Annotated in this window: 21 protein-coding genes; 12 read left to right on the forward strand and 9 right to left on the reverse strand. The window is 56.5% G+C overall.

All coding sequences use genetic code 11. The annotated features are described in order from the left end of the window. Window positions 1-438: 438 nt before the first annotated feature. Window positions 439-966, forward strand: coding sequence for a Pr6Pr family membrane protein (locus PQU98_RS15660; protein WP_272745903.1), 528 nt, complete (start codon window positions 439-441; stop codon window positions 964-966). Here PQU98_RS15660 and hisN read toward each other — a convergent pair. The 4 genes from hisN to PQU98_RS15680 form a co-directional block, all read right to left on the reverse strand. Further along, window positions 937-1,746 carry a histidinol-phosphatase gene (gene hisN / locus PQU98_RS15665; protein ID WP_272745904.1) on the reverse strand — a complete coding sequence of 270 codons (810 nt, stop codon included), beginning with the start codon at window positions 1,744-1,746 and terminating at the stop codon, window positions 937-939. The two genes, PQU98_RS15660 and hisN, sit on opposite strands and share 30 nt — an antisense overlap. A 237-nt stretch (window positions 1,747-1,983) precedes the next feature. Beyond that, window positions 1,984-2,367 carry a helix-turn-helix domain-containing protein gene (locus PQU98_RS15670; protein ID WP_272745905.1) on the reverse strand — a complete coding sequence of 128 codons (384 nt, stop codon included), beginning with the start codon at window positions 2,365-2,367 and terminating at the stop codon, window positions 1,984-1,986. A gap of 284 nt (window positions 2,368-2,651) precedes the next feature. Continuing rightward, window positions 2,652-3,179, reverse strand: a complete 528-nt coding sequence (gene rcdA, locus PQU98_RS15675; protein WP_272745906.1) for a protease adaptor protein RcdA — start codon at window positions 3,177-3,179, stop codon at window positions 2,652-2,654. A gap of 155 nt (window positions 3,180-3,334) precedes the next feature. Continuing rightward, complete coding sequence (locus tag PQU98_RS15680; RefSeq protein ID WP_272745907.1) at window positions 3,335-3,553, reverse strand: DUF1192 domain-containing protein; 219 nt, start codon at window positions 3,551-3,553, stop codon at window positions 3,335-3,337. Between the two features lie 130 nt (window positions 3,554-3,683). Here PQU98_RS15680 and PQU98_RS15685 point away from each other — a divergent pair, with 130 nt between their 5' ends. The 5 genes from PQU98_RS15685 (at window position 3,684) to PQU98_RS15705 (ending at window position 8,341) form a co-directional block, all read left to right on the forward strand. Then, entirely contained in the window at window positions 3,684-4,676 is a 993-nt protein-coding gene (locus PQU98_RS15685; RefSeq protein ID WP_272745908.1) for an NAD(P)H-quinone oxidoreductase, read from the forward strand. 11 nt (window positions 4,677-4,687) lie between these two features. Beyond that, window positions 4,688-5,053, forward strand: coding sequence for a hypothetical protein (locus PQU98_RS15690; RefSeq protein WP_189485740.1), 366 nt, complete (start codon window positions 4,688-4,690; stop codon window positions 5,051-5,053). 115 nt (window positions 5,054-5,168) lie between these two features. After that, a complete protein-coding gene (yidD, locus tag PQU98_RS15695) occupies window positions 5,169-5,405 on the forward strand; it encodes a membrane protein insertion efficiency factor YidD (protein WP_272745909.1) in 237 nt (78 codons plus the stop codon). Window positions 5,406-5,489: 84 nt separating this feature from the next. Then, on the forward strand, window positions 5,490-7,415 hold the full coding sequence (gene thrS, locus PQU98_RS15700; protein WP_272745910.1) for a threonine--tRNA ligase: 1,926 nt from the start codon (window positions 5,490-5,492) through the stop codon (window positions 7,413-7,415). 14 nt (window positions 7,416-7,429) lie between these two features. Continuing rightward, entirely contained in the window at window positions 7,430-8,341 is a 912-nt protein-coding gene (locus PQU98_RS15705) for a glycosyltransferase family 2 protein (protein ID WP_272745911.1), read from the forward strand. Between the two features lie 26 nt (window positions 8,342-8,367). Here the strand turns inward: PQU98_RS15705 and PQU98_RS15710 are convergent, their stop codons facing one another. Further along, complete coding sequence (locus PQU98_RS15710) at window positions 8,368-10,086, reverse strand: ArnT family glycosyltransferase (protein WP_272745912.1); 1,719 nt, start codon at window positions 10,084-10,086, stop codon at window positions 8,368-8,370. Window positions 10,087-10,316: 230 nt separating this feature from the next. Here PQU98_RS15710 and PQU98_RS15715 point away from each other — a divergent pair, with 230 nt between their 5' ends. Then, complete coding sequence (locus PQU98_RS15715; protein ID WP_272745913.1) at window positions 10,317-11,048, forward strand: glycosyltransferase family 2 protein; 732 nt, start codon at window positions 10,317-10,319, stop codon at window positions 11,046-11,048. An 86-nt stretch (window positions 11,049-11,134) separates the two neighbouring features. Continuing rightward, complete coding sequence (locus PQU98_RS15720; RefSeq protein ID WP_272745914.1) at window positions 11,135-11,584, forward strand: hypothetical protein; 450 nt, start codon at window positions 11,135-11,137, stop codon at window positions 11,582-11,584. Window positions 11,585-11,759: 175 nt separating this feature from the next. On the opposite strand, the gene PQU98_RS15725 is transcribed toward PQU98_RS15720, so the two are convergent. After that, a complete protein-coding gene (locus tag PQU98_RS15725; RefSeq protein WP_272745915.1) occupies window positions 11,760-12,032 on the reverse strand; it encodes a hypothetical protein in 273 nt (90 codons plus the stop codon). Window positions 12,033-12,180: 148 nt separating this feature from the next. Then, window positions 12,181-12,810: a polyhydroxyalkanoate synthesis repressor PhaR gene (gene phaR, locus PQU98_RS15730; protein WP_272745916.1), complete on the reverse strand. Its 630-nt coding sequence runs from the start codon at window positions 12,808-12,810 to the stop codon at window positions 12,181-12,183. Between the two features lie 415 nt (window positions 12,811-13,225). Here phaR and PQU98_RS15735 point away from each other — a divergent pair, with 415 nt between their 5' ends. The 4 genes from PQU98_RS15735 to PQU98_RS15750 all read left to right on the forward strand — a co-directional run bounded on the left by PQU98_RS15735 (window position 13,226) and on the right by PQU98_RS15750 (window position 17,615). Continuing rightward, a complete protein-coding gene (locus PQU98_RS15735; RefSeq protein ID WP_272746086.1) occupies window positions 13,226-14,419 on the forward strand; it encodes an acetyl-CoA C-acetyltransferase in 1,194 nt (397 codons plus the stop codon). A 38-nt stretch (window positions 14,420-14,457) separates the two neighbouring features. Then, on the forward strand, window positions 14,458-15,180 hold the full coding sequence (phbB, locus tag PQU98_RS15740; RefSeq protein ID WP_272745917.1) for an acetoacetyl-CoA reductase: 723 nt from the start codon (window positions 14,458-14,460) through the stop codon (window positions 15,178-15,180). Window positions 15,181-15,314: 134 nt separating this feature from the next. Next, window positions 15,315-16,103 (forward strand): DUF4908 domain-containing protein, encoded by a 789-nt coding sequence (locus PQU98_RS15745; protein ID WP_272745918.1) that lies wholly within the window; start codon window positions 15,315-15,317, stop codon window positions 16,101-16,103. A 72-nt stretch (window positions 16,104-16,175) separates the two neighbouring features. Then, window positions 16,176-17,615: a hypothetical protein gene (locus PQU98_RS15750; RefSeq protein WP_272745919.1), complete on the forward strand. Its 1,440-nt coding sequence runs from the start codon at window positions 16,176-16,178 to the stop codon at window positions 17,613-17,615. A gap of 48 nt (window positions 17,616-17,663) precedes the next feature. Here the strand turns inward: PQU98_RS15750 and PQU98_RS15755 are convergent, their stop codons facing one another. Both PQU98_RS15755 and hisIE read right to left on the reverse strand, forming a co-directional pair. After that, the gene (locus PQU98_RS15755; RefSeq protein ID WP_272745920.1) at window positions 17,664-18,146 is read right to left on the reverse strand and encodes a DUF805 domain-containing protein; all 483 of its coding nucleotides are present in this window, start codon (window positions 18,144-18,146) and stop codon (window positions 17,664-17,666) included. A gap of 33 nt (window positions 18,147-18,179) precedes the next feature. Further along, on the reverse strand, window positions 18,180-18,821 hold the full coding sequence (hisIE, locus tag PQU98_RS15760; protein WP_272745921.1) for a bifunctional phosphoribosyl-AMP cyclohydrolase/phosphoribosyl-ATP diphosphatase HisIE: 642 nt from the start codon (window positions 18,819-18,821) through the stop codon (window positions 18,180-18,182). Window positions 18,822-18,856: the final 35 nt, after the last annotated feature.

Raw genomic sequence — 18,856 nt, forward strand, 5'->3', positions numbered from 1 at the left:
AGCGCCGACAGGGTGTGATGTCCCTGTGAACGCGAACGGATCAGAATAGGTGTCGATCTCATCATATCGCAATTGAGAATTATTCGCAATATAGCTCATCGGCATTTATCCCTTACGGTTTCGGGGTGCGGTTTTAAGGCTGCAGGCTCTAAACGCTTAAGGTTATAAAAGAATTTTGTATCGTTCTGATGATAGTTGGGCATATAGGCAGCGCTTTGGCGTTTCCCAAGGGCTGCTGCAAAGTCTTTTAGACATTTTTTATGGCCGGAGTTTGACCGGTGTTTGGTACACCTTACCATAATTGCGTCATAACACAACGTGCAGGGGAACATTATGAAACGCGTCATAACCGTTAGCGGGCTTGGGGTTGGGGCCATATCCCTGTGCGTTCAACTTTTTTTGACTATTTCGTCAAGATTAGTGAATGGCGATAACCTATTGGACGCTTTCATTTTCTTTATCAGTTTCTTCACCATACTGACGAATTTGGTGTTGGTTCTGATCTATGCGTCGGCGCTGTTTAAGGGGCGCTGGCTGGAGGGGTTCAGGCGCGACGGGGTACGCGCTATGATGGCCGGAATCATGACCTTGGTTATGATATTCTACCATTTCATGCTGGCGAATAGCTGGAACCCTCAAGGGTGGTTCAAGGTCTGCGACATCGCGCTGCACTATGTGACGCCTATCATTTATCTGGCGTGGTGGACGGGTGTGCAACCGCATGGCAGCGTCAGATTTCGCGATATCCCGGCGATGTTTATACCGGCGGCCATCTATGTGGCCTACGTAATGATCCGTGGCGCGATCACCAAGATTTACCCATATGCCGTTTTTGACGCGCATACGTTGGGATATGGGGCGGTAGTGGTCAATATCGCCGGCTTGATAGTGTTTACAGGCGTTTTGTTTGCCGTCGTTGTTCTGGCAGACCGGATATTAGGTCGCCGCGCGCCCCAGATGTCCTAAGGCTTCATTCCGCACGGCTGTGCTGCCAGACGCGATCACCTGACCGCCGTAGCCACCGACGGGTTTGCCGTGCCAGTTGGTAACCGTGCCGCCGGCGTTTTCAATCACCGGAATAATCGCGTCGATATCCCAGGCCATCAGGCCGGTTTCAAGAGCGATGTCCATTGTCCCTTGGGCGACCATCGCAAAGGCATAGGCGTCGCAGCCATAGCGCGCGAGACGGGCCGCACTTCGTAATGAACCGAACGCATCGGCCTCAATGCCTTTGAACAGGAAGGGGTCGGTGGTGCCGAGCGTTGCGGCGGATAGTGTGCCGCAATCGCGCACTTTCAGCGTTGTTTCACCAGAGGCGGTGATCAGACGGGAGCCGAGATTGGGGCTGCCGATAAAAATTTCACCTAAGAACGGTTGGGCAATCAGTCCCACGACCGGACGATTATGGTGGCGCAGACCGATCAGGGTCGTCCACAGCGGCAGGCCGGAAATAAAGGCGCGTGTGCCGTCAATAGGATCAAGAACCCAGACGAACTCGGCGTCGGGTTGATGCTCGCCATATTCTTCGCCGATCACGCCGTGGTCAGGGAAATGTTCCGAAATGAGTGCTCGGATGGCGCGTTCAGCCCCTTTGTCGGCTTCGGTGACCGGATCAAAGCCCTTATCCAGCTTGTTATCGGCCCCTAGCGACAGGGTGCGAAACAGCGGCAGCGAAATCTGCGCGGCGGCGGCGGCGAGGGTCTGGGCAAAGGCGTCCAGATGATCAAAGTCCGGGGTTTTTGTCATGACGCAAGGCTTAAAGCCAGTTGCCATGTCCGTCCAGTCGGAAAGTGATCATCCGGACGCTCTGCGACCAGAAGGGTAGTGTTTAGAGCAAGCACCGCTGCCACTGCACATAAATTTTAAGGTGGTCAGAACCTCCAAATCCTTTAGGATTTGGCAAGTGCGACCGCACGCCCGAACTTATGTGAGGAAAGCCTTAGCGGCGTTTGAGCGTTATTGCGCTCAACGAGCGCAAAAAAATCAAGCCGCCTGATCGCTTTCGCCGTTGAGCGACTTGGCCAGATCCAGCAGGCGACGGCGCGGACGCTCCGACAGGCGATAGTAGGCCTGAATGAGGTCGAGGGTTTCCTTGCGCGAAAACACTTCGATGCCTTCATTCTGAACCGCAGCGACTTCGGTGCGGTCGTCGGACAGGCCGTCATAGAAATAGTTGATCGGGGTTTCCAGAGCCTTGGCCAGTTGGAACAGGCGGGCCGCCGAAATGCGGTTGGCGCCACATTCATATTTCTGGATTTGCTGGAAGCGGATGCCGACGGCCAGCGCCAGTTGTTGCTGGGTCAGGCCGAGCAGGCGGCGGCGGCGGCGCAGACGTTTGCCGAGGTGCAGGTCGATATCAGTAGCCATAATAATTCCCCTTCTGGTCAGGATTGGCTGTTGAAATTCACTTATTCCGCGTTCCGTTTCGGGACGCTTCGTAGTGTGAGTTTCAAGCTTCGTGCCAGAGGCGAAGTCACAGGCGCGAGACACCTATGGGGGAGTATTGGGTGGGGCCGTACAGTGTGAGGGCATGTGAAAAGTGGTGATAACCCTATCCACATCAAATTGACTGACCGTCGCCGCACGCAACAAAAAGGGGGCAACAAAAAAGGGGCCATAAGGCCCCTTGTTCATTTCGGTACGTGCTCTGCTTACTGGCGCGTTTCGGTGGCGGCACCAAAGGCGTTCTGCAGAAGCTGCATCTGGCTCAGAACCTGATTAACCGCAGGTGTTTCAGCTTCGCCGTCAATAAACATACGCTTATCCATGTGCGAGATACGCTCATAAAGACGATTGGCGCGATCCAGCAGGGTGATCAGGCCTTCGGGCATCTTTTCGGTGGCATCACCGGAATTGCCCTGAACCGGGCTCAGGCGATAGCGTTCCTCACAGGCATCGACGGCTTCCATATCACCTTCGCGCACAGCGCGCTGCACCAGAAGCCAGGAGGCAATCTGCATCAGGCGGGTGGTCAGGCGCATGCTTTCACCGGCATAGGCAAGAGCGTCTTCGCGGTTGAGCAGACGGCTGTCACGGCGGCCGTCTCCATCCAGATAGGCGGCGGTCTCTTCGACCAGGGCCATACCTTCTTTAAAGGTCCTGTCAAACAGATCTGAGCGGGCAAAATCACGCACGATTTCAACGCGCTGGACTATCTGTGTGGCGACACTATCTGACATCAAAAGACTGCCTTCAAATAAATGTAGGGCGAACCCGTACTACGCTTAACCATAATAGCCATGCGAACCATATCATGCCCCGCTGGCCTTGTCTCAAATGTGTTTTGCAACCCCCGTGCCATGCCCGTGACCGCAGATGTTACTGTTCGGAGTCTCTACCCCTTGAAGGAGAAAAGCGCATCCGCCGCCGAGCGCTGGCTTTTTTTGGCAGTCAGGGCCTGACGTGTGCGCCCGATTTCAGCCTCAAGGGCTTCGATGCGGGCGGTCAGATCTTCGACACTGAACGGATCGAGATCTTCCCGAAACAGATTGCCCGCAAGGCCTTTCAGCCCCTCCAGCGTCCGCGGTTCAGCCGGAACGTCATCGTCTATCATAGGCTGTCTCCCCGTATTTTTTGGCCAAGGCTAAGATCGAAAAACTGGGATCGGTTGAATATGAACCCTATGTGATTATGATCATCATCAAACCCGTATCAGGCGAAGATTGCAAGGAAAACGAATCAGCATGGATGTGATTCAGGTGAACAATGACGGGAAAAGTCCGTATGATCTTATTAAGGCCGAAGCGCCCCGTCCTGATACGCCCGCGGGGCATGTCCTGATACGGGTCAGCCATGCCGGGGTGAACCGTCCCGATATTCTACAACGCATCGGCGTCTATCCGCCGCCTATGGGAGCGTCATCTATATTAGGGCTTGAGGTTTCGGGCTATATCGAGAGCCTGAACCTGAGTGATGAAGAGGCCCGTCTGCTGGGCTGGAAGCTGGGCGATAAGGTCTGTGCACTGACCAATGGCGGGGGGTATGCTGAGTTCGTCAGCGTCGATGCCCGTCATCTTTTACCCATTCCCAAAGGTCTTACGATGGCAGAGGCCGCGACCCTGCCGGAAGTGTCGCTTACCGTCTATGCCAATATGGTCGAAGGCGGAGGCTTAAAAGCGGGTGAGACGGTACTCATCCACGGTGGCAATTCCGGTATAGGCTCTATGGCGATCCAGATGGCCAAGGGGATGGGGGCCAAAGTCATCACCACGGTACGCGGCGCGGATAAGGCGCAGGCGGTGGCGGCCTTCGGGGCCGATCTGGTCATTGATGCGACGGCGGGGGATTTCGTCGAAGGCGTGAAGGCGTTCGGCGGGGCGGATGTGGTTATTGATATCGTGGGTGGTGATTATACTGACCGGAATCTGATCTGCCTGAAACCCAAAGGGCGTCTGGTTCAGGTCGGCGTTGGCGCGGGCTCAAAGGTCACGCTGGATCTGTTTCGCATCATGCAAAAGCAGTTGATCTTAACCGGATCGACGCTCAGGCCACGCTCGGCCGATGAGAAAGCCCGCCTCAGCCATGCCGTGCGCGATCAGGTCTGGCCCCTGATTGACGCGGGTCAGATAAAAACCGTTGTCGAAAAGGAATTTAGCCTTGATAAGGCGGGCGAAGCTCACGCCTGGCTGGAGGCCGGGCAGCATGTCGGTAAGGTCGTGCTTAAAATCGGCGGGTAAAAGGACATAACATGGCGCACACCAATCTGACCGAAGCGTTCGAGGCTATTAAGCAAATGCTTCTGGTCTATGAGCGCGACTGCGTATCGCTGCACGATGAACCCATGCGCTATTATCTGGGCTCACCGCGCGCGGCCAAGGACGGTTTTCGCATGTGGTTTGGCGGGGTTGAAATCCGTAAGAGCATCGTGGCCCTTCATCTCATGCCAATCTATCAGCACCCGGAGATGCTGGCGACCTTACCCGACAGCCTGAAGCGCCGCCAGAACGGCAAGTCATCGTTCAACTTCAAGGGCCTGACGCCGGAGTTAACGCAGGATATCGCTGATCTGATCCGGGCCAGCGCCGTGCGTTTCAAGGCCGACGGCTATATGTAATCAGTGGTTAATCTCTGATTACAACCTATGATGCCCTGAATTTGCCACTATAATCTTGCCAAACAGGGGCAAATAGATTCATCTGCGCGCGATCCGGTGTGTTAGGGCTTTTGTCATGGCTGACATCTATGTAAAAGCGGTCAGGGCTGGCCACCGGGCCTATAAGCTCGGCCTGTCACCAATGATCGGGCAGGCGTGCCGGTTTTTGCCGACCTGTTCGGACTATACGGCTGAGGCCCTGATCACCCACGGCCCGCTCAAGGGCGGATGGATGGGCTTTAAACGGATTTGCCGGTGTCGCCCCGGCGGCGGTTCGGGATATGATCCTGTGCCGCTTAAGCGCGAAAAATAACTGCCTTTGCCTGTCGTAGGGGTGAGGCTTAAATCCACGCTCTGGCCTGTTGTAGGGGCTGAGCATACTGAAAGTGACTGTGACATGACGATAGACCTGATTTTCCCCGATGGCGCCAAGCGTGAGTTTGAGGCCGGAACCACCGGGAGGGCTATCGCCGAGTCCCTTTCCAAATCGCTGGCTAAGAAAGCGGCGATCATCAAGATCGATGGCGAGATGCTCGATCTCGACCGCCCGCTGGATCACGGCGGCAAGATTGAGATCCTGACGCGCGACGCACCGGAACTGCTGGAGGTTATCCGCCACGATGCCGCGCATTTGCTGGCGCAGGCGGTGCAGGAACTGTTTCCGGGTACGCAGGTGACCATTGGCCCGTCGATCGAGGACGGCTTTTATTATGACTTCGCCCGCGAAGAACCCTTCAGCCTCGACGACCTGCCGAAAATCGAAAAGAAGATGAAGGAACTGGTCGACCGCGACGAGAAGATCGTGCGCGAAGTCTGGGACCGAGAGTCCGCCATCAAACATTTCGAAGAAATCGGAGAACAGTATAAAGCCGAGATCATCCGCGATCTGCCCGGCACCGAAACCATTACCGTCTATCGTCATGGCGATAAATGGAAAGATCTGTGTCGTGGGCCGCACATGCCGTCCTCGCGCTTTGTCGGTAAGGCGTTCAAGCTGACCAAGCTGGCCGGGGCCTATTGGCGCGGCGATCAGAATAACGCCCAGCTTCAGCGCATCTATGGCACAGCCTGGGCGACCGAAGAGGACTTACAGGCCTATATCACCCGCATCGAAGAGGCCGAAAAGCGCGATCACCGTAAACTGGGTCGTGCCATGAACCTGTTCCACATGCAGGAAGAAGGTCGCGGCATGGTCTTCTGGCACCCCAAGGGCTGGATGCTGTACCGCACGCTGGAGGCCTATATGCGCCGCCGTCTGGATGTGGCCGGCTATACCGAGGTCAAGACGCCGCAGGTGCTGGATCGGACCTTCTGGGAAAATTCCGGCCACTGGGATAAGTACCGCGCCAATATGTTCGTCTGTGAGACGGTTGAGGGCGAAACCCTGTCGCTCAAGCCGATGAACTGCCCTGGTCACGTTCAGATCTTCAAGGTCGGTTTGCGGTCATACAAAGAGTTGCCGATGCGCATGGCCGAGTTCGGAGCCTGTCACCGCTATGAGCCGTCGGGGTCTCTGCATGGCCTGATGCGGGTGCGCGCCTTTACGCAGGACGACGCCCATATCTTCTGCCGCGAAGACCAGATCGTCGAGGAAACAGAAAAGTTTGTGCGCCTGACGCGCATGATCCACGCTGACCTCGGCATGGAAACGGCCTATATCAATCTGGCCACCCGCCCCGAAGTGCGCGCCGGATCGGACGAGTTCTGGGATAAGGCCGAGGGGATGTTGCTGGAGGCCGCGCGTAAAGCAGGCGTCGAGCCGGTCATTGCCGAAGGCGACGGGGCGTTCTATGCGCCGAAGCTGGACTTTATCGTTAAGGACGCCATCGGTCGCGAATGGACGTGCGGTACATTGCAGCTTGATTACATCCTGCCCGAACGGCTTGATGCTGAATATGTGGCGGAGGATGGTTCGCGTCAAAGACCGGTCATGCTTCACCGCGCGATTTTGGGCTCGTTCGAGCGCTTTATCGGTATCATGATCGAGAATTTCGCCGGTAAATTCCCGCTGTGGCTGGCCCCGGTGCAGATTGTGGTCGCCCCGATCACGTCGGATGCCAATGACTATGCCGAAAGCGTTGCGGCCAAATACCGGGCGGCCGGGATGCGGGTTGAAACCGATCTGCGCAATGAAAAGATCAACTATAAGATCCGCGAACACTCACTCGCCAAGGTGCCGGTCATCGCGGTCGTTGGCCGCAAGGAAGCCGAAACCGGAGAGGTCGCGCTGCGGCATCTCGGCTCGGATGGTCAAACGATCCTGAGTGTTGAGGCCTCCGTGGCGCAACTGGCGTCGGATGCCACGCCGCCGGATTTGAAATAGGCGTAGTCGTGGATATGGCCGCGTCCTCATCATCGCTTGTAATTGCGCCGCCGCTGTCCGGTGTCAGCGTCATCATGGTTGCCTATCACACGGGAAAAATCCTGTTTGATAGCATCCGCGATGTCTTGCGCGATGGAGCGGTGGCTGAGCTGATACTGGTCGATAACGGCTCCACGCCAGAGGTTGAACGGCAACTTCAGGCGCTGGCCCGCGCCGATAATCGCGTGACCTTGCTACAGGGCCACGGCAATATCGGCTTTGGCCGGGCGGTGAACCTTGGGGCGAAATCAGCGCGTCAGCCGTGGCTGGTGATCCTCAACCCCGATGCGTCGCTTAAAGGCGGCACGGTGGAAAAGCTGGTGGCGGCGGCCCAAGGCCAGCCAAGCCCCTGCATCGTCGGGGCGCGGGTGCTCAATACTGACGGCACTGAACAGCGTGGGGCGCGGCGCGGCGAAGTCACACCGGTGACGACGCTGGTGTCGCTGCTGCGGCTTGAGCGGTTCGTGCAGGGGCTCGAAGGGTTTGAGTTGCATCACCACGATAAGCCTCTGCCTGATGCGCCGATGGCGGTGCCGACCATATCGGGGGCCTGTTTTGCGATTTCAAAGGTTGATTTCGACAAACTGGACGGCTTTGACCCTGAGTTTTTCCTGCATGTCGAAGATGTCGATCTGTGCTGGCGGGCGCGCAAAATGGGCGGGATTGTCCTGTTTCACCCTCATGCCGAAGTCATCCACGAAGGCCATACCTCCCACGTTGCCCCGACCTTTGTGGAGTGGAACAAGGGCAAGGGGCTGGTTTACTTCTTCAATAAACGCGCCGATACCCCGTGGCGTAAGCTCTATGTCTGGGCTCTGGGCCCGCTGATTCTTATGGTGTCGCTCCTGCGCTCGGCCCTGCGCCCGCGCATGAAGCCCGAAGAGTAAGCCTGTAAGCCTTTATACGCGCTTGATTACTGCTTGCGGAACAGGGTGATCGCCACCTCATTGCCATTGGAATAGTTGTGGCCGTGCACCGTCGTGATCGCGCGAACTTTCAGGTTATTTTTCGCCATTTCAGCTTCGAATGCTTTCAGATGCTCGGCTTCGACAAAGATCGGACGGCCCTGTTCGACCACGGCAACCGCTTGCTGAGCGTTATCCAGCAGAGCGGTCTTGGTGCCCATCGCAAACACAAAGCTGGGTTCGGCATAACCCAGTGTCGCCACAGGGCCGGGTATCAGGCCGAGGCGCGGATCCATCTTGGTCTCGATCAGGGTATTTTCAAGATTAACCGACATCCACAGCGGTTTTAACTGAGAGGCCAGCGTAATCAGCCCCAGATGCCCACCGATCCCGCCCAGGAACAGACACAACAGGCCCGCGGCCTTATGGTTCTGCCACAGGAAGAACCCGCCAAGGGCCGCAATCAGAAGGGCAAATGCCACCGTCAGGGTCACCGCCGTGAGTGCCACCGTCGGATGCGCACCCGTGCCAAATTCGGTTAATGCGGAAATGGCGATCCATGAGATGACCACACCGGCAAACAGGCCCAGCGCCATGTTCATGATCTTGGCCCAGCGCTTATGCGCCATACCGATCGACACGGCGGCAAGCAAAGCCAGGCCGCCATAGGTCGGCAAGGGGTAGTGGATCAGCTTGGTCGGTGAGATTTCAAAGATAATGAAGGCGGGCAAAAACCAGCAGATGGCAAAGCGTATGGCGGGCTCAATCCGGCGTGAAATGGCCGCCTGCAAGGCCCCGCCCAGCAGGAATGTACCCGGAAAAAACATCAGCGGCAGCATGAGCGTATGGGTGCCGGGCCAGGCGAAATGGCCCTCAGATCCGCTGACCAGCTTAGGCGCCAGATCGTCACCGATGGCCGTGCCCCAAAAGGCGCCGTCGGTGGCGATGGTGATGGCAATGGCCCACGGCCCGACCATAAGGGCGGTCAGCGCGATCCCCCAACTCCAGCCCAGATGACGAAACCAGTCCATATTGCCTTTTGCAGCATCCCCCTTGGCGGCTTGCTTGTCCCAGGCGATGAGGGTGAAGGCTGTGGCGAGAAAAATCATCGGCCCGATCGGGCCCTTGATAAGAATAGAGACGGCAAAGGCCAGCCAGAAGGTGAGGCGCAAACGCCGAAGTTTGAGGCGCACTTTTGGATCGGCACCATCCGGACGGTTGCGATAGGCCACATAGATCTGCGCCAGTGCCGCCATAAATAGGGTCACAAACCCGCACAAAACGGCATCGGTCTTGGCGATAAAGGCTTCGGTCGACAGCAGGAGCGAAATACCGAGTATCAGCCCGGCTTTGAGGCCGCGCCGGTTATCAAACAGGGCCCCGCCGCCCCACGCCAGCGAAAAGGCGGCAAGTGCGGCCCCCAGCAGCGACGGCCAGCGATAGGCCAGAATTTCCCGCGCCCCGACCTCAGACGTCAATGACACGCTGGCCGCCTGAAGCCAGTGGATACCGACCGGCTTTTTGTGGCGCGGGCCATCCTGATAGTTGATGTTGATGAAGTCGCGGCTTTCCAGCATCTGGCTGGACGCCTGCACAAAGCGCGATTCGTCGCGGTCCAGCGGCGGGATGATCAGAGCGCAGGGCAAGCCGACCAGAAACGCCACCAGCGCTGCCAGAAGCGGCCCGCGCAGGCCTTGGGTTGCGGCAGCAATGAGTTTGGACGACATGAAAACACTCGCGCAAGATCAAAAATATGGGCGGCAAACTATTGTAGACGCACAGAAAATCCAGCGAAAAACGCTTAGGATTCGCAAAAGTCTGTCACTATTTACCCTGACAGCTTAAAATGTTAAGACCCAGAATCAAAGCTTTAATCAAAGTCTTATCCAAACTGACCTGAAACCGCGCCGCGTTTGCGGATGTTTGTGCCGTGGTTGCCGATCCGAAAGAATTATCAATGCCTTTAGCCGTTTCCGTCGTCGTGGCCGTCCAGAATGAAGAGGGCGCGGTAGGTGGTGTGGTGAATGAGCTGAAGTCGGTGTTCGATGAAGGCCTTGGGGCCGATGGTTTTGAGCTGATTTTCGTCGATGATAAATCGTCGGACGGCACAGTGGCCAAGTTGTGCGAACTGCAAAAAACTGTGCCTAATCTGCGGGTTATTCAGCACGAAAAGAATGTCGGCAAATCGGGCGGCGTGCGCACCGGTATCATCCATGCCCGCACCAATATCATCGCCATGATGGACGGTGACGGTCAGAACCCGGCGGCAGATGTCCTGCGGACAGCTCTGAAACTGCTGAATGCCGGGCCGGATGTGGGGCTGGTGGCCGGTGAGCGTAAGCGCCGTCAGGACACAGCTTCGAAAAAATGGGCCTCACGCTGGGCCAATGGTATCCGTAAGCGCATGTTGAATGACGGGGCCGAAGATACCGGTTGCGGTATTAAGGCGATCCGTCGTGATGTCTTCCTGCGCTTACCCTATTTTGACAATATGCACCGCTATATCCCAGCATTAGTCAACCGTGAGGGGTATAAAACCCTTTTTGAGCGGGTTGAGGATCGCCTCAGAACCACAGGTCATTCTAAATATACCAATATCGGCAGATTATGGGTTGCCTTATCCGATCTTCCGGGTGTCATGTGGCTAAACCGGCGTTACCGTCATCCGGGAAGCACAACTGAACTATAAATATTGACGCGAGGGGCGCAATGTCTGGTCAGCCTGGTGAAAAACCGATATTAACCATGTCAGCCATTGCCTCAGGAGGAAAACGTATGTCCGGTGCGCCTACGCCCAGCCAGCCCAGTATGTGGACCGCGTTTCCGTTACTTGTTATCCCGGTTATTGCTTACAATCTGATCGCTTTTTTCTCGATGTTTGGCGGCACGGCCGATGCGGCCTATAATTACCTGCACGGGGTATGGTTTACCGTGCCTATGCCGGCACCGGGGTCGACCTGGAAGGTCGGGGTGGGGGATATCATCACCCTGATCGGCTTGATCATGCTGTTTTTTGAACTGCTGAAATCGACCTCATCGGACAAGGTGGCGATCATCAATCACGCTCTTTCGATGGTCTTGTTTATCGTCTGTCTGGTGCAGTTTCTGCTGCTTAAGCCCTTTGCCACGTCAGTGTTTTTTATGCTGACGGCCATGACGCTGCTGGATGTGCTGGCGGGCTTTATCGTCACGACCATATCGGCACGGCGCGACTTCGAGTTCTAATTCAGAAGCCGTTACGCGCTTACCCGAATATCGTGAAAATGGTCGCAACGATCAGCACGTCAAAGGTCTTGGTGAGAAACGGGTAGAAGGCCTGCACGATATATCTCCGCGAAATGCGAAGTGGCTGTGCAAGTTGCGTGCCGGACGTGGTTAAGCGCGATTAACCCTGAACGCCTTATATTTCGGTCTTTTTGATGATCCCGGCCTGGGGTCTGCGGTCATTATGGCCGGAATATTCTGACTTGAGATAGGTTGTTTTTGCCTGTGCCAAAGTCTCAGCCCCGCCTTTGAGGCCGCGTTTTTCACCACCCCCCAAAATCTGAGCGGTGAAGCCCGATTGCGGCCTCTCGGACTGACGACGGCGCGTTTTGGGGCCAGAGGCGGCCTCATGGTCGATGACCGGCCCTACGGGAACCGGCAGATTGGACGTGTCGCGTGTAGACGTCATGTGGGATCTCAACATTCTGTTGCGGCCGATCATAGCCGATAATGGTACCGACTTTATTAAACCTCACAATCAGACACGAAAAAGGCCCCCGCGGCGAAAGCCTGTGCGGGAGCCTAAAATCTCGGTGGATGGCGGTTAACCCTGATACTTAAGGTTTTTGAGCCAGGGCATCAATCTGGGCCTTCATGGCGGCCAGTTGTTTTTTCAGATCGTCCATTTCATGGCTGTCGGCGGTGGGCTTGGTCTCCGAACCCTCCGAAGGGGCCTCCGCCGAAGCCGGTGCGCCTGCCGCCGTGGCCGCAAACGAGAACGGCGAGAACATGCGCATGGCCCGGTCAAACATGGCTAAGTTCTGGGACACCTGCTCATCAAAATACCCCAGACCCGGCGCCCCGCCGAAAGCCTGAGAGAACTGCGAACGAAAACGCTCCTGCTGCTTAGCAAAGCCGTCGAGCGACATTTCAAGATAGGTCGGCAGCAGGTTTTGCATGCTGTCGCCATAAAATGAGATCAACTGACGCAAAAACTGGATCGGAAGCAGGCTCTGGCCGTGGCTTTCTTCTTCAAAAATGATCTGGGCCAGCACGCCGCGGGTGATGTCATCACCGGACTTGGCGTCATAGACGATGAAATCGACGTTTTGACGCACCATGTCGGAAAGATTGTCGAGGGTCACGTAGGAACTGGTCGCCGTATTATAGAGGCGGCGGTTGGCGTATTTTTTAATAACGACGCGGTCGCCTTCGCCACGTTTGGTTTTGGTCTTTCCTTCCGTCATCGGACGTCTCTCCCGTTCATGCCCTCAAACGAAGCGATTCCGCCCGCATAAGGTGTGGTTATTGTGCGCAGACTAGACCTTTTTTTGCTATTGCGTAAAGCTTTTTGGATGCAGTTGCGTGCAACCGGACATAAAATGCGGCAAAATCCTATATTCACTGATGAAAATGATGTTCGCAGTTGCAAAACTGCACATAAAATTTGCTCACAGGTTGTAAATATTCCGTAATAACAGGGTTTTTTCACGCAAAATCAGGTGACGAATGCTGCGGGATGTTGCAGGGTCGACCACGTCCGCCGCAGGCTTTTTAAGCTTACGGCATTCCGCCCCGACTGTCTAAATTCCGTTACACAAAGATGTGAAATCTATGAGCGGAATCAATGTGAAAGGATTTGCCCGCATGTCTGCCAAAACCGTGTCAGATGTCGTTATTGTTGCTGCTGCCCGCACGCCGGTCGGGTCATTTTTAGGCGGTCTTTCGAGCCTTTCGGGGGCTGAACTAGGCGCGATCGCCATAAAGGGCGTTCTTGAGCGGGCCGGTGTCGCCGCTGCCGATGTTGATGAAGTGATTATGGGGCAGGTTTTGCAAGCCGCGCAAGGCCAAGGCCCGGCGCGTCAGGCCTCGATCAAGGCCGGTTTGCCGATTGAAACCCCGGCCTGGAGTCTCAATCAGATCTGCGGCTCCGGTTTGCGGGCCGTGGCTCTGGGTGCGCAGCAAATTGCGCTGGGTGATTCGACGGTGGTGATTGCCGGTGGTCAGGAAAGCATGTCGCTGGCGGTTCATGCCGCGCAGATCCGCACCGGCCAGAAAATGGGTGATCTCGGCCTGAAAGACACTATGATCACCGACGGTCTGTGGGACTCTTTCAACGGTTATCACATGGGCCAGACGGCGGAAAATATCGCCACCAAGTGGGAGATATCGCGCGGCGCGCAGGACGAGTTTGCCGTGTCTTCCCAGAACAAGGCCGAAGCCGCCCAGAAAGCCGGCAAATTCGATGAGGAAATCATCCCCGTTACCATTAAGGGCCGCAAGGGCGACACGGTCGTCGATAAGGACGAATTTATCCGTCACGGCGTGGTGCTGGACAGCATTTCGGGTCTGAAGCCCGCTTTCACTAAAGACGGTTCGGTGACGGCGGCCAATGCGTCGGGTCTCAATGACGGGGCGGCGGCTCTGGTGTTGATGTCGGCGGATGAGGCGGCCAAACGCGGCCTGAAACCGCTGGCAAAGATCGTGTCGTGGGCCAATGCCGGTGTCGATCCGGCGATCATGGGCACCGGCCCGATCCCCGCTTCGAAAAAAGCGCTGGAAAAGGCGGGCTGGAGCGTGGCCGATCTTGATCTGGTCGAATCCAACGAAGCCTTTGCGGCGCAGGCATTGTGCGTGGTGAAGGAACTGGGCCTTGATACGTCTAAGGTCAATGTCAATGGTGGTGCCATCGCTATCGGTCACCCGATCGGCGCGTCCGGTGCGCGTATCCTGACCACCCTGCTGTTTGAACTGAAGCGTCGCACCGCCGAGCAGGGTAAGCCGCTTAAGGGCCTTGCCACCCTGTGCATTGGTGGCGGGATGGGGGTTGCCATGACCGTTGAGTCAATCGTTTAATAATCTGATTTAATTAAAAAATATAGGAACAGGATAATATGACACGAGTAGCATTGGTCACCGGCGGCACGCGCGGCATTGGTAAGGCCATCGTAAAACGTCTCAAAGACGCTGGCCTGACGGTCGCTGCCGGCTATGCCGGTAACGAAGAAAATGCCCGTAAGGTCGCCGAAGAGTTAGGCGTCATGGTCGTTAAAGGCAGCGTCGATAAGTTTGAGGACTGCGCCCGCGCCGCCAAGGAAGTCACCGACGCCCTGGGGCCTATCGACGTATTGGTTAATAATGCCGGTATCACCCGCGACGGCTTTTTTCACAAGATGACGCAGGAACAATGGCAGGAAGTCATTCACACCAATATGGACTCGGTCTTCAACATGACCCGTCAGGTGATCGAGGGGATGCGTGAACGTGGCTATGGCCGCATCATCAATATTTCCTCCATCAACGGCCAAAAGGGGCAGGCGGGGCAGACCAACTATTCGGCTGCCAAGTCCGGCATGATCGGTTTCACCAAGGCTTTGGCGATGGAATCAGCGGCCAAGGGCATTACCGTCAACTGCGTGGCGCCGGGCTATACCTCGACCGAGATGGTCTCGGCCATCAATCCGGCGGTGCTGGAAAAGATCGTGGCCGGTATTCCGGTTGGCCGTCTGGGTACGCCTGAGGAAGTGGCGGAAATCTGCGCCTTCCTGGCGTCGGATATGGCCAGCTTCATTACGGGGGCAACCATTGCGGTCAATGGCGGTCAGCATATGTTGTAAGGGCAATATGTTATAATATAGCCGCAGTATGTTGTTAATATTGCTGAAATTGGGCAAAGCCGCCTTGGCTTTGCCCAATTTTTTTGAAATGATCGTCTTAAATCCGCCCCACTCGCTGCTTACACACTTGTCCTATGAGATTTTCCACGCGTCAGTTCAGATTGCCGGTTGCCCTAAGCCTCCTGATCGGGGTTATGACCCTGACAGGGTGGGGTTTAGGTACGGCTTGTGCGCAGAACAACCTGCGTGACGCCATGCTGGGGCCATCGACGTCCGATAGCCGCGGCAATTCCATGCCTGATGTTGCCCACTTCATGTCCGAAGACGGCGAAGGGTTTGTGCTCGATCACACCCAAGATCAGCCGTTCATCCGCTTTGATGGTGAGGCTGAGGTCTGGGCGCTGACGCCGTCGCCTGGGCCGCGCGGTGATGTGATTTTCAAGAACGATGTCGGCGAACCCATTCTGCGCTCATCCCGTCTGGGCGGGTTGACCCTGTTCAGCCGTACCCGCCCGACCGGCGATCCGGTCGCCGTCAGCGGAAAGGCTGACGCCATCAAGGCTGGCCGCATGACGCCAGGCTTATTGTTTCAGCAACTGGCCAGAGCTTCGAAAAAAGCCTCTGCGGCTGTGTCACGTCTGATGCCGTTTGATGCCGATATTCAGACACCGGGCGCGGATTACCTGTTTGCCGATGCCGCACGGGTGACGGCGGATGCTATCGTCGATGTCGCCAACCAGAATAATGGCCGCAAAGTGCTGGAACCCATCCGTGAAGTCCGTCTGATCGAAGGCCGCCCACCGGGGGTCTATATGGAGCGTAACACGCTCGTTCTGCGGCTTGACCACACTCAGGGCTGGGCCGGTCGTCCGTCGTCCAAGCGCATCACCAAAATCCTCAAGACCGCCGTCAAGGTAAAATAGTTCCGTATAGACAGCGCCGTCATCCGTCCCCTATGCTACGAAAAATAGCCTGATAATTTGGTGGGGTGCAGGGTGAAGCGTAGGGTTCAGTTTACCGCAGGTCTTATGACGCTGCTGATTGCGGCCACGGGTACGGCCATAGCCCAGCCCTACGGCAATGCCCGTCTGGTTAGTCCCCCACAATATGGTCAAATCAAAATGGTGCTGGGCGCGGCACGTCTGGTCGCGCAACCCGCCGCCGAGTGTTCCGCTGAGGGCAGGCCGTGGGTCTCTGCCCCCTGTTTCGATCCGGTTTTTGCCCGCCTGCGCCAGACAGGCGAAGCGTCGGCCACCGTGGTCGGCCTGTTTCGCCCGGCGCTGGATGGTGAAGTGGTGCGCGGCACCTATGGTTACGACTTCGCCCTGTTTGATGTGACCAAGCAGGGCGCAAAATTCAACGTCACCAAGATCGACCTTCAGACCTCAGCCGTGCGCGCCCCTAAAGACTGTTTCAGCCTGCCGGACGAAGACGTGTTTTATCGCATGGACCGGCGCGGGACCGTCTCGGTCGCGCAGGAAATGCTGACTGTCGTATGCGGTGGCGCGCCCAAGCGCACTTACGGCGGTTATATGGCGCAGGGGGCCTCGCTTCCGGCTCAGGAACCGGCGGTGGGGCAGGTCCCGAACCTGAGCGGGCCGTTGTGGGTCACAACGGAAAAGCGCTTCCTGAAAGGTGAGCGGCGCTATCTGGCGATCAAGGACGGCGATTGCCCCAAGGATCAGCGCGTGGACGGTGATTACTGCGCCACAGCCGCGGTGGCGGCTTTTGCGGGGAACGCAGAGCTTAAGGAACTGGATCTGATCGCGTCTGAGCGCCGGATCGAAGAGGGGGCGGCCCTGACTGATAAGGACATAGATCAGTGGGTACTGAAACGCAAAGGCAAGGGCCCCAAACAAAAACTTGAGGCCGATGACCGCTGGTTTGCCCATTCAAACCTTCAGGCTATTCCCGGCTGTACGCCCATAAAGGACACGACTTACCGCGTTGTACGTCATGACGGTCAACTTTATGTGCAGGAAGAGGTGCTGGCCCAGTGCGGCGCACCGCCCGCACCATCGCCCTTTGCGACCTATGAGGCTTATGGCGATGAGCGCCCTGTGGCGCAGTTCAAGCCGGGCTGCCCGAAAGACCTGACCATGCTGTCGAACATCTGCTTCGATGAGGTGGTCGCCTATATGGAAACCTATAATCATCAGGCGCTGGATGTGGTGGTGCTCAACCGCCCGGCCAGAGACCGTGATTATCTGTTTAGTGGCGGGCCGGTCAGCTATGACATGGCCAAGGTCAAGCTCTATGACGGCAGCCGTTATGAGGCCGACCGTAAGTCCAGCTATAACAGTCGCCCGATTACCTTGCCCGGTTGTTCTCAAATGCCCAACGCACCGTCTGAGGCCAAGGGGTGGGTGCTGACCCGGCGCGGCCGCACGACCATGGCAGTGGAATATCAGTGGTTTAGCTGTCCGGTGAATTGACTTCCGGAAAAAGTCCTTCGGCTTTCGCCTCAGTGTACTTTTTCCGGCTTAACTAAATGTCTCTCTGATCTGATCGTCTTCGCGCAACGGGTCTGAGCCATATTTGTTGGGGCCTTTTGTTCCGGGTATCAGACACAAAACAAAAAGGCTGAGTATGATAACAATAGGAGAGTAGTTTATCGTTGCCATTATCTGGTTGCCGTAAGGTATGCTGGATATCACCGGCATATTTTGGGCAATTGTAATCGGTAAAAGCAGAAGCACCGCGCCTGCAGGGAAGGCTGGAAAATTAAGGTCGTGAAGCCGTTGGGCCGTGGCATTAAATATGGACCATAGCAGCAAAATCGAAAGCAATGCCCAAAAGGCAAGTGCAAAAATCCCTAAGTACGGGTGGAAATTGGCTGCCATCTCAGCCAGCCATTGACCTAGGCTATGAATCGCGTTCGCGTAGATCAGGTAGAAAAAGTACGGCTGACGATTCATGCGCCCCTGATGTGTTAGGCATATCAGGTTTTGGCTGTGGCCATACATTATCTGCTCTCACTTAAGTGTTAAATTACCTCACTATCTATGCCGTTCGCGAAGGATGTCCAGCACCTTTTCCAGCGAGGTATCGCGCGCCATTAAAAGCACCGACAGGTGATACAGCAGGTCGGCGGCTTCGGCGTGCAGTTCCTCAAGATCGCCGCAGCGACCGGCCAGCGCGGTTTCCAGGCCTTCTTCACCGACCTTTTGCGCGATCTTGGCCACGCCCTTTTGCATCAGCCGGGCGGTGTAGGAATCCGCCGGTGAGGCCTCGGCGCGATCGGCCACCACACCCGCCAGTTGGCCCATAAAGCCGATGCCGGGGGCGGTTTCATCCCCAAAGCACGAGGTCGTCTTGAAATGACAGGTCGGCCCGACCGGACGGGCATAGACCAAGAGCGCATCTTCGTCGCAGTCGGTCAGTATGCGGTCAAGGTTCAGGAAATCCCCTGACGTTTCACCCTTGCGCCAGCGCCCGCCTTTGGAGCGCGAGAAAAACGTCACCTGACCGTCAGTCAACGTCTCGGTCAGGGCCGCTTTGTCCATATAGCCGAGCATCAGGACTTGCAGCGTATCGGCGTGCTGCACGATCGCGGGGATCAGGCCGTTGCCTTTATCGAAATCGAGCGCGTCGATATCGGTGAGGGTGAGCGAGGTGTTCAGTTTGTGGTCGTGGGCCATAGGTATGTCTTTTCTAAACTAAGAGCCCCCACCAC

This window comes from Asticcacaulis machinosus (assembly GCF_028550435.1).
GTDB classification, from domain to species: domain Bacteria; phylum Pseudomonadota; class Alphaproteobacteria; order Caulobacterales; family Caulobacteraceae; genus Asticcacaulis; species Asticcacaulis machinosus.

What these genes read in the sequence shown, in the direction of transcription:
- hisN (WP_272745904.1), bottom strand. Translation starts at nt 1,746, where the DNA reads ATGACAAAAACCCCGGACTTTGATCATCTGGACGCCTTTGCCCAGACC.
- PQU98_RS15670 (WP_272745905.1), bottom strand. Translation starts at nt 2,367, where the DNA reads ATGGCTACTGATATCGACCTGCACCTCGGCAAACGTCTGCGCCGCCGC.
- rcdA (WP_272745906.1), bottom strand. Translation starts at nt 3,179, where the DNA reads ATGTCAGATAGTGTCGCCACACAGATAGTCCAGCGCGTTGAAATCGTG.
- PQU98_RS15680 (WP_272745907.1), bottom strand. Translation starts at nt 3,553, where the DNA reads ATGATAGACGATGACGTTCCGGCTGAACCGCGGACGCTGGAGGGGCTG.
- PQU98_RS15685 (WP_272745908.1), top strand. Translation starts at nt 3,684, where the DNA reads ATGGATGTGATTCAGGTGAACAATGACGGGAAAAGTCCGTATGATCTT.
- PQU98_RS15690 (WP_189485740.1), top strand. Translation starts at nt 4,688, where the DNA reads ATGGCGCACACCAATCTGACCGAAGCGTTCGAGGCTATTAAGCAAATG.
- yidD (WP_272745909.1), top strand. Translation starts at nt 5,169, where the DNA reads ATGGCTGACATCTATGTAAAAGCGGTCAGGGCTGGCCACCGGGCCTAT.
- thrS (WP_272745910.1), top strand. Translation starts at nt 5,490, where the DNA reads ATGACGATAGACCTGATTTTCCCCGATGGCGCCAAGCGTGAGTTTGAG.
- PQU98_RS15705 (WP_272745911.1), top strand. Translation starts at nt 7,430, where the DNA reads ATGGCCGCGTCCTCATCATCGCTTGTAATTGCGCCGCCGCTGTCCGGT.
- PQU98_RS15710 (WP_272745912.1), bottom strand. Translation starts at nt 10,086, where the DNA reads ATGTCGTCCAAACTCATTGCTGCCGCAACCCAAGGCCTGCGCGGGCCG.
- PQU98_RS15715 (WP_272745913.1), top strand. Translation starts at nt 10,317, where the DNA reads ATGCCTTTAGCCGTTTCCGTCGTCGTGGCCGTCCAGAATGAAGAGGGC.
- PQU98_RS15720 (WP_272745914.1), top strand. Translation starts at nt 11,135, where the DNA reads ATGTCCGGTGCGCCTACGCCCAGCCAGCCCAGTATGTGGACCGCGTTT.
- PQU98_RS15725 (WP_272745915.1), bottom strand. Translation starts at nt 12,032, where the DNA reads ATGACGTCTACACGCGACACGTCCAATCTGCCGGTTCCCGTAGGGCCG.
- phaR (WP_272745916.1), bottom strand. Translation starts at nt 12,810, where the DNA reads ATGACGGAAGGAAAGACCAAAACCAAACGTGGCGAAGGCGACCGCGTC.
- phbB (WP_272745917.1), top strand. Translation starts at nt 14,458, where the DNA reads ATGACACGAGTAGCATTGGTCACCGGCGGCACGCGCGGCATTGGTAAG.
- PQU98_RS15745 (WP_272745918.1), top strand. Translation starts at nt 15,315, where the DNA reads ATGAGATTTTCCACGCGTCAGTTCAGATTGCCGGTTGCCCTAAGCCTC.
- PQU98_RS15755 (WP_272745920.1), bottom strand. Translation starts at nt 18,146, where the DNA reads ATGTATGGCCACAGCCAAAACCTGATATGCCTAACACATCAGGGGCGC.
- hisIE (WP_272745921.1), bottom strand. Translation starts at nt 18,821, where the DNA reads ATGGCCCACGACCACAAACTGAACACCTCGCTCACCCTCACCGATATC.